A 9234-nucleotide genomic window follows, 5' to 3' on the forward strand; every position below is an offset into this window, starting at 1 on the left:
CCTAGTCACGTAGTTATCTACGTTCCTAGGGATTAGTTTCACTTGCCGCCTTGCGACAATTCGAACTCTTTAGCGTATTAAATACGCATTATATTTCGAGCTGTAGCGGTGTTGGCTTCACTCGGCTACTCGGGTCACATACTTTTGTATGCTCCCCGAGCTATCCTTGTTTTGCCGCCTTGCGACAATCCGAACTCTTTAGCGTATTAAATACGCGTCATATTTCGAACTGTCGCGGTGTTGGCTACGCTTACTAACCCTAGTCACGTAGTTATCTACGTTCCTAGGGATTAGTTTCACTTGCCGCCTTGCGACAATTCGAACTCTTTAGCGTATTAAATACGCGTTATATTTCGAATTTTAATTAATGAACTAAAATTAAATAACCAATTAATAATAAAGTATTTTTTTTGATTTTCTTTAGCATTTTAACCTGAGTTTCTTTCTCTTTTTTAAGCTAAATATGCAAGCGCGTTTCTCCTTTCTAGAAAATACTAATGAATGAATTTGAATCCTCGACAATTTATTGCTGATTTAAATCGTCATTTTAAAACCTAGATAAGGACCATCATGCTGCCAATTAACTCTGTCCGTACGCCTGTATTATCTGCAATAACCTCTACAGCCACTTCGATTGATACAAACAATAGTTTTTCAAATAATATTAATACGGTGCAAAATATAAATTCAGTCAGTACCCCCCCTTCGGGGAAATTAGCTGCGCGCCGCAAGGGGATGAGATTAAAACTTGATTTAGCCGGAGCTCGCGTCGATATGAATCAACAAAAAAAACCAATAAGTCACTTTCAAACTCTTGAGCAGGACACAAAAATGATGATCCAAAATAAAGGCATCGTTTATGACTCTAAAGTTGAAGGGCAGCGCTATTCAGATATCACTACAGCAAAACAAACCCAGCTATTTATTACTAATAAAGAAGGCAAGTTGATTGGCTTGCCTGCCAATCGGCTACAAATTGGGGGTGAAAATATTGCGATACGTTCCCAGTATCCATGTAATGACACTCAATCGATTGAAAATCATTTAATGATGTTAATTGAAAATAGAACCCCAGTATTAGTGGTATTAGCATCTGCAAATGATATTTATGATCCCAGCTCGCAGAGTTATAAATTAGAACCTTATTTTATGGGTAATAAAAAATATGGGGCGATTGAAGTTAAATCGAGGCTAGAAAAAAAAGATTTTAAGGTAAGTACTAATAATGATGCGAAAACTAACAGCCAATTAAAACTTGATCATTATAATATGGACTTATTTGGCGGTGATAAAAATATTACAGTACCTGTTATACACGTGACAAATTGGACTGATAGGGAAACAATAAGTGTTGATGATATTAAAAGTTTGAATAGCATTGTCGGGGTGCTTGTTCAGGGAAGGATTGGTGAGTTAATTAAAATGGGAAGTACAGCAATCGGTAATAAAGATAAACTATTACCGGTAATTCATTGTAAAGCAGGCATTGGTCGCACAGGCGTATTAGTCGCCACAATGCAACTGATGAAACGAGATAATACCTTAACGGCATCTGAGATTGTATTGTCATTACGCGAGTCAGGAAACCCTGATATGGTACAAACAGAATCACAATATCAAACATTACTTAATTTATAAGAGAAAAGTTCCGCTAATATTTTTTGTTTGTTACCAAATACTGCTTGTCGATATTATTCATGAGGTTGAAAGTTGTAGTGATAAAAAATCCCCCATAAGGGGGATAAAACACACAAGGGACTTTCTATAAATAATGGATTAAGCAATGCTTGCCATTTCTTGCTCTGCTTCTGGTGAACTGGTTTTCTTTAAGATGGCATACAAAACGCCTGAAACTAGCGTACCGGCTACAATAGCGAATAAGTACATCATGATATGGTTAACAGCTTCGGGGATCAGTAGAACGAATAACCCCCCATGTGGTGCCATTAATTGGATCCCAAAGAACATCGATAATGCCCCGGTTAATGCGCCACCAATGATACATACCGGCAGTACACGGATTGGGTCTTTCGCAGCAAACGGGATTGCACCTTCAGAAATAAAACACAAGCCTAAAACAAAAGAGGCTTTACCGGCTTCTCGTTCAGCTTGAACAAATTTACGACGGGCTAAAACAGTGGCTAGACCCATCGCGAGTGGTGGTACCATTCCCGCCGCCATAATTGCCGCCATCGGTGCGTAGGATTGTGAACTTAAGAGGCTAACCCCGAAAGCATAGGCCGCCTTATTAATGGGGCCTCCCATATCGGTACACATCATCGCACCTAAAATTGCCCCTAAAATAATCGCATTAGCGCCTTGAATCGAAATCAACCAAGTGGTGAGTTTCAACATTAAGAATGCGGCTGGTTGCCCAATGACATAAATCATGGCAAGGCCTGTCACTAATGTGGAAAGTAATGGAACAATTAAAATCGGTTTTAATGCGGACATTGACTGCGGTAATTTGATTTTAGTGCTTAAAAATTGCGCACAATAACCAGCTAAGAACCCTGATACTATCCCGCCAAGAAAGCCGGCTCCGAGAGTAACCGCAAGCGCACCACCCACTAAACCTGGGGTTAACCCCGTTCTATCGGCAATGGAATAAGCAATATAAGCAGACAGCACAGGAACCATTAAACCTAATGCGGTATCACCACCGATCAGTTTCAATGCCCATGCGAGAGTACCTTTAACTTGGGATGCATCTAAACCAAAAGCAAATGACAGCGCGGTGCAAAGACCACCGGCGACAACCATGGGTAACATATAAGAAACACCCGTGAGGAGATGCTTATAAACGCCACGTTTTTCACCTTGAGCTGATGTTTCTGAAGATGTTTTTCCTTTAGGGTTGAACACCACTGCATCTTTTTGCGCTTTATCCATCTCTTGAGCGGTTTTTTTCAGCGCAGCGCTGGTGGAAGTGCGGTACATCCTTTTGCCTGCAAATTTGTCAACATTCACTTCGATATCTGCGGCGACGATCACCAAGTCTGCTTGATCAATATCTTCTGCAGTAATTTCATTGCCCACACCCACAGAGCCACGAGTTTCTACTTTAATTTTCCAGCCGCGTTTTTTCGCTTCAAGTTCAAGCGCTTCAGCGGACATATAAGTATGTGCAACGCCTGTAGGACATGCGGTAACCGCGAGTACGGAAAGAGAATGGCTTGATGTTGTCGCTTGTTTATCTATAACGGTGGCGTTGGTTTTTGCTTGCGTTAAAAACTCAACCGGGTCTTTTAGCGCGTCTTCTAAGCGACCAAAATAGATTTTTTTATTTTCGGCTGGAATGTCACTAGTTAGCTCATCACCAAAAATAATAATAAGTTCAGCTTCTGTTGCGGTATCTGTGATCGATAAGCCTTGTTTGGCAGCCGCATTTTTTAAGGCATCAAGCGCGAGCCAAACGGCGGCTGGACCTTGCTGATTATTTGCAGTAACCCATATTTTCATTGTGTCCATCCTCATTCAGCAGCGAAAGGTTGTAAATCGATACGAGCCATCATGCGAGCAAGTTGGGTTCTATCGGTAACGCCCACATTGGGTTGAGAAACCGCTAATGCAGAAACCGCCGTTGCCAAACGTAATGTATGTTCGCTGGTTTGCCTCATCATTAGGCCGTAAATAAGCCCGCCAACCATGGAATCACCCGCACCTACTGTACTTATCACTTCACATTTAGGTGGTTTAGCAAACCAAGCGCCGGATGAGTTAACCCACATGGCACCTTCTTCACCTAAAGAAATGACGACATGGGCAATACCTTGATTGCGTAATTGGTTGGCAGCCTCAATGATGTCTTTATGTGTTGGTAATGGCCTGCCTGCCCAAATCTCCAATTCCCGGTGATTGGGTTTTACTAACCAAGGGGAGGCCTTTAGCCCAGCGACGAGTGCTTCGCGGCTACTATCGAAAATGACACACATGCATTCATTGCGTAGACGTTGCATCCATTTAGTAAAATCATCTAAATCTACCCCTTGTGGAACACTACCACTGACGCAGATCATATCGAATTGACCCGCCCAACTCAGAGAGTCAGTCACGAAACGTTGCCAATCTGCTTTGGTGACTTCAAAGCCTGAGAAATTAAAATCAGTGACTGAGCCGGTTTTTTCAGTCAATTTCACATTGATACGCGTACGTCCTTCAACGATTTGAAAGCGATTAGCAATGCCTGTATCACCAAAAGCTTTTTGAAAACCGTCTTGGTTCTCTTTGCCTAAAAAGCCCCCGACAGTGACATCAATACCTAAATTTTTTAGAACCTTGGCAACGTTAATACCTTTACCCGCGGCATGTAAACCCGCAGTTTTGACGAGATTAACTTCACCTTTATCTATTTCAGGTAATAGCCCAACTAAATCATAAGCTGGGTTTAAGGTGATGGTTGCAACTCTCCTGTTCATGCTATTTCCTCTCCAAGACCTGCATTAATTGCTGCGCCAATCGCTGATATTGCTTCTTGCGCATCAGTCCCCTCAGCATGGATACGTAAGCGGTGGCCACATTTAGCCCCTAAGCTGACCATTTTCATTAGGCTGCGACCATTCACCGGTGTTGCCGCAGCATCCAAGTTACTTACGGTAATAGTGCTTTCGAATTTTTTTATCGTACTGACAAGTAAGGTGCTAGGGCGGGTGTGTAATCCGTGAGGGTTTCGGACGATAAACTCTTCGGTTATGCCTCGTTCTGCACTTTCAGACTCATCAGGTTGACCGGAAAATAAACTAATTAAGTTGTTAACGTTATCAATTTTCAGCAAATCATCGATTTTTTTATGCTGTAATAATTGGCTAATAATTGATAAAAAAGTATCGACTTGGTTATTTGCATAGGAAATAGTGATTAAGATTTTTACAGGTTTATCTTGATAGCTAAATTGATGTTTAACTGTTGATAATGCAATCGCGCTATGAATATTTCCCACGACGCTATCACTTAACCAAACACCTTGTCCTAAGTAGATAGGTGCTTCAGTTAAGACACGAGTAATAAAGTCGGTGCTGATAACCTGTATATTCTGCAAATTAACAATATTTTGCAGTTTAAGGGCATTCATATTGTCGACATTTGTATTGAGGATCACGGTTGAGTCATCAAACTTAAGTGGCTGAACTTGATTATCACCCATTAATAAGCTTTTCAGTTCTTCAGCTGAACCTGCTTTCGCCATTGCTTGGGCAATGTTTTCATCGCTAATAACATGTGTTAATTGGCGTAGTAGCGCTAAATGTTCATCTGATTGTGCTGCAATACCAATAACAATATAAGCGGTTTGTCCATCACCCCAATCAATTCCTTGTGGAAATTGAAAGACAGCAAAACCGGTATTTAGCACTTGGGCACGGGTATCCGTTGTTCCATGGGGAATAGCGATGCCATTTCCTAAAAAGGTTGGTGCTTGGTGTTCTCTTTCTAGCATGCCTTGAACATAACCGTTTTTGACATACCCAGCTTCAGTGAGTGCAGCGGCAACTAGTTCAATCGCATTTTGTTTATTTGGTGCGGTTGCACCAATATGTATATCGTTAAGTGACAGGTTGAACATAATTTCTCCTGATTATTCTTATTAAGGATCGGAACAGTTGGAGTTGAGCACTGAAACCGATCAATTACTAAACGTGTTATCGTTAACAAATATAGCTGAATCGTTAAGGCTTGTCTATTATGTGGGCGTTTAAAAATGAGATATCGATTACAAAAAAGAGTTTAATTTCGCTTTATATATTATTTTTAATCTTCATTTTTAGATAAGCTGAAGTTTAGCTGAAGTGTTGTTTTTGCTTTTAGTTGGAATAAAAGCAAATAAAAAGAAAAGGTTAAATTAGTTATTATTTAGGAAAATAAATATTTGTGATTATTTTATAAAAAATAGACGGGGATAGATGATTTGATGTGAAAATAAGTAAGCTGAAGGGAATTTCAGCTTACTGAGACAAATTATTCTTCGATTTTAACTTTCTCGCTTCCCATAGAAACGATTTTTCCAGCTAAAATTTTGCAGCGTTTGCGAGTTTCGATAACGCCATCAACTTGCACTCGACCATCAGCAATCATTGCTTTAGCCATAGCGCCACTTTCTGCCCATCCTTGAATTTTTAGCAAGTCGCATAATTCAACATGCGGATGCCCTTCAAGATTGAAAATTTCCATTGTTGCTCCAGATTTTATTAAATATCGTGATACTCTTCGCACGCTTGCAGCGTGTTTTGAATCAAGGTTGCGACAGTCATTGGCCCAACACCGCCCGGCACTGGTGTTATCCATGCGGCACGTTTTGAGGCTTCATCAAAATCGACATCACCAGTCACTTTACCGTTGTCTAAGCGATTAATACCGACATCAACGACGATAGCGCCGGGTTTGACCCACTCACCGGGAATGAAATTCGGCTTACCAACCGCGACAACAAGCAAGTCAGCATTGCGTACATGCTGCTCTAAGTCTTTGGTAAAACGGTGAGTAACGGTAGTTGTGCAGCCCGCTAATAGCAACTCAAGGCTCATTGGACGACCAACGATATTCGATGCGCCAATGATAACGGCATTTAACCCATAAGTATTGATATCGTAGCGTTCAAGTAGGGTGACGATCCCTCTTGGCGTACAAGGTCGCAGGCGAGGCGCGCGTTGGCATAGGCGGCCGACGTTATAAGGGTGGAAGCCATCGACATCTTTGTCAGGGTGAATACGTTCAATCACTTTGACGTTATCGATACCCGCAGGAAGAGGAAGTTGTACTAAGATGCCATCAATGACAGGGTCTTGGTTTAAGTCATCAATTAGTTTCAGTAATTCTGCTTCAGTTGTGGTATCCGGTAAATCGTAAGAGCGGGATAAGAAACCGACTTCTTCGCATGCACGACGCTTGCTACCGACATAAATTTGCGAAGCTGGGTTTGCACCAACTAAAATAACGGCAAGACCTGGCGCGCGTTTACCATTAGATAAACGAGATTGTACTTTTTGGGCAACTTCTTGCCTAATTGTCTGCGCAATCGTTTTCCCATCAATAATTTTTGCTAACATCTGTAACTTAATCCATATATGAGACGCGGTGATGCGCCTATTTTGTCAGAAGTTAACGCGAATGTCAGTTCAATCTGTTACATAAAATGAGCATATCGTTATTTTAGTAGTGAAAAGCCATTGACTCGGCGCTCAGCAACCGTATAATTCAACGCCATCAGCCAGATAGGCTGAACGCATACCTCAATGCGCCCTTAGCTCAGTCGGATAGAGCAACGGCCTTCTAAGCCGTAGGCCGCAGGTTCGAATCCTGCAGGGCGCACCATTAATTTTCAATGAGATACACCTGTTTTAATCCTTGTATCGCTATCCATAGTCAAATCAACATCATTATCCATGCTGTATTCTATAGAAATGAATTAACATACCCACAATACTGGCACCCGCTAACGGCCATTGCACTACCTATTTTTCTTTATGCAATTTCTCAACCTTCCTTTCTAATTCCACTATTCTTTTATTTATAAGCTAAAATACTTTAGTCAAGTGTGTATCTTCAATAAGAACTCCACCACCTTCAAGTGGTATATCACTGGCATTATTTTTGTCTATGAAATAGCTTTGTTTATTTATATTTTGTTTATTCATATATACATCAAGAATGATTTATATAACGAAAGAATCCCCAATTAAAGGGCATACTAGAATTTTACGTGGAATAGAGACCGCTTATTGGGTTAGCTGCCAGCCTAAGGACAGGTTAGATTCCCCAAATGCAGTATTAACCAGGAAAGTTAACATTTGGAGCTATAGTTGATATACATTTAGCGATTAAAAATACAATTGTAAAAAATATTAGATAATTAAACCAGTTTCTCATGCTCAATTTCTCTTTAATTTACTCTATACGTGAAGGAATGGCACCTTAACAGAGGCGCCTGAGATTATTACTTATATGTAGCATCTAATTGGGTGCCTCTTGCTTTATCATCTTTTATTTCACAAATTACTTTTTGAGCATAGTTTGGCATCCATACTACTGATTCATATATTTCATTTTCAACATCTTGTTCAACTGTAATAGGATATTCTGAGAAATTAACAGACCTACTTACTACTCTATCCTTGCATGACTTAACATCATCCATATCACCGCTACCCGTTTCTTTATATGCTGAAATGGCTGGATATTCCTTGTCTTCTATCATCTTGCGCAATTGCTCTACTGTGTATTCCTTTCCTTCATTAGCGTATGAGCCAAAAGAAAACAAAACCATAGTTGCTATTAATAGTAACTTTTTCATTAATTTCTCCCTCTATTTTAAGTTAAGCGATACTACGCTACCCGGTGAGATTATGTAGTCAGAAATGGACTAAATATCCAATCATTCTTCGGTCCATTCCTGTGTGGCCTGATGATGAAGTTCATTTCATTTTGACTATTGGAAATTGTGTTATATCCTCGTGTAGATAATCAATCATTAATACACAAGGAGTCTAGTGATGTTTACTTATTCAATAATTGAATTACCGGAACGTACCGTCGCGGGTATTTCAGTCGAAACTGATATGCAAAAAGCGATAGTGGATTGTCCTGCTTTATGGCAAAAATTTGTTCCTCTATTTTTAAGCCTACAAAAGAAAAATAAAGCCGATTTAGAAGTCGAAAGTTTTGGTGTATCAAGAATGCTGGATGAAAATCGATTTATTTATAAGGCTGTAGTAGAGGTAACTGACGAGATGATTACCGATGGGTTAATTAAATCAGTCTTACCAAAAACATTATATTTACAAACAACAGTGCCGCATCTTTCAAAACTCACAGATGCTTATCAAGATATTTACGGTCGCTGGGCAAATGAACAAAAGGAATATGGATTAAATTACATGGAGGCAGCCCTTGAAGTTTATCCGGTTAATTTTTGTGATAAAGAGTATTTTACCCTACTAGTACCAATTATAAAAAAATAAGAATATTAATAATACCTTTCATATTAAATGGGTGTATTAGTCAAAACTACCCGTTTTCATTCAGCGATAACATTCTTGTAGAACCGGTGTAGCTCAGACACTACAAGCTAAAGAACGCGCACCATGTACCAAAGAAAGAAACCAGAACCGAAGCGATAGATTGAGAATGCTTGAAATAGCTAAAAATAATTAAATAACATCGTAAATCAATCTTCATTTTTAGCTTATTGCAAGATTGGTTTTTTTTGACGTAAGATATCATTAACCTTATCAACATAAACCG

General features: G+C 39.9%; 8 protein-coding genes and 1 tRNA gene. 3 read left to right on the forward strand and 6 right to left on the reverse strand.

The annotated features are described in order from the left end of the window. Window positions 1–570 precede the first annotated feature (570 nt). A complete protein-coding gene (locus tag M998_RS15875; RefSeq protein WP_068909763.1) occupies window positions 571–1638 on the forward strand; it encodes a protein-tyrosine phosphatase family protein in 1068 nt (355 codons plus the stop codon). Between the two features lie 138 nt (window positions 1639–1776). On the opposite strand, the gene fruA is transcribed toward M998_RS15875, so the two are convergent. The 5 genes from fruA to folD all read right to left on the reverse strand — a co-directional run bounded on the left by fruA (window position 1777) and on the right by folD (window position 7040). Then, the gene (gene fruA, locus M998_RS15880) at window positions 1777–3462 is read right to left on the reverse strand and encodes a PTS fructose transporter subunit IIBC (protein ID WP_068446094.1); all 1686 of its coding nucleotides are present in this window, start codon (window positions 3460–3462) and stop codon (window positions 1777–1779) included. Between the two features lie 11 nt (window positions 3463–3473). Beyond that, window positions 3474–4418: a 1-phosphofructokinase gene (gene fruK, locus M998_RS15885; RefSeq protein WP_068446092.1), complete on the reverse strand. Its 945-nt coding sequence runs from the start codon at window positions 4416–4418 to the stop codon at window positions 3474–3476. Continuing rightward, window positions 4415–5560, reverse strand: a complete 1146-nt coding sequence (fruB, locus tag M998_RS15890) for a fused PTS fructose transporter subunit IIA/HPr protein (protein WP_068909765.1) — start codon at window positions 5558–5560, stop codon at window positions 4415–4417. The genes fruK and fruB overlap by 4 nt, the downstream gene beginning before the upstream one ends. Window positions 5561–5952: 392 nt before the next feature. Next, window positions 5953–6165, reverse strand: a complete 213-nt coding sequence (gene ybcJ, locus M998_RS15895; protein WP_068446089.1) for a ribosome-associated protein YbcJ — start codon at window positions 6163–6165, stop codon at window positions 5953–5955. A gap of 17 nt (window positions 6166–6182) precedes the next feature. Beyond that, window positions 6183–7040, reverse strand: coding sequence for a bifunctional methylenetetrahydrofolate dehydrogenase/methenyltetrahydrofolate cyclohydrolase FolD (gene folD / locus M998_RS15900; protein WP_068909767.1), 858 nt, complete (start codon window positions 7038–7040; stop codon window positions 6183–6185). A 188-nt stretch (window positions 7041–7228) separates the two neighbouring features. Between folD and M998_RS15905 the strand changes: the two genes are divergently transcribed. Beyond that, window positions 7229–7305, forward strand: a tRNA-Arg gene (locus tag M998_RS15905). A gap of 622 nt (window positions 7306–7927) precedes the next feature. On the opposite strand, the gene M998_RS15910 is transcribed toward M998_RS15905, so the two are convergent. Further along, complete coding sequence (locus M998_RS15910) at window positions 7928–8284, reverse strand: hypothetical protein (RefSeq protein ID WP_068909769.1); 357 nt, start codon at window positions 8282–8284, stop codon at window positions 7928–7930. Between the two features lie 199 nt (window positions 8285–8483). Here M998_RS15910 and M998_RS15915 point away from each other — a divergent pair, with 199 nt between their 5' ends. Beyond that, window positions 8484–8951, forward strand: a complete 468-nt coding sequence (locus M998_RS15915; RefSeq protein WP_068909770.1) for a GyrI-like domain-containing protein — start codon at window positions 8484–8486, stop codon at window positions 8949–8951. Window positions 8952–9234 lie beyond the last annotated feature (283 nt).

This window comes from Providencia heimbachae ATCC 35613, assembly GCF_001655055.1.
GTDB classification, from domain to species: domain Bacteria; phylum Pseudomonadota; class Gammaproteobacteria; order Enterobacterales; family Enterobacteriaceae; genus Providencia; species Providencia heimbachae.

Coding starts and splice junctions, on each gene's coding strand:
- M998_RS15875 (WP_068909763.1), top strand. CDS start 571: ATGCTGCCAATTAACTCTGTCCGTACGCCTGTATTATCTGCAATAACC.
- fruA (WP_068446094.1), bottom strand. CDS start 3,462: ATGAAAATATGGGTTACTGCAAATAATCAGCAAGGTCCAGCCGCCGTT.
- fruK (WP_068446092.1), bottom strand. CDS start 4,418: ATGAACAGGAGAGTTGCAACCATCACCTTAAACCCAGCTTATGATTTA.
- fruB (WP_068909765.1), bottom strand. CDS start 5,560: ATGTTCAACCTGTCACTTAACGATATACATATTGGTGCAACCGCACCA.
- ybcJ (WP_068446089.1), bottom strand. CDS start 6,165: ATGGAAATTTTCAATCTTGAAGGGCATCCGCATGTTGAATTATGCGAC.
- folD (WP_068909767.1), bottom strand. CDS start 7,040: ATGTTAGCAAAAATTATTGATGGGAAAACGATTGCGCAGACAATTAGG.
- M998_RS15910 (WP_068909769.1), bottom strand. CDS start 8,284: ATGAAAAAGTTACTATTAATAGCAACTATGGTTTTGTTTTCTTTTGGC.
- M998_RS15915 (WP_068909770.1), top strand. CDS start 8,484: ATGTTTACTTATTCAATAATTGAATTACCGGAACGTACCGTCGCGGGT.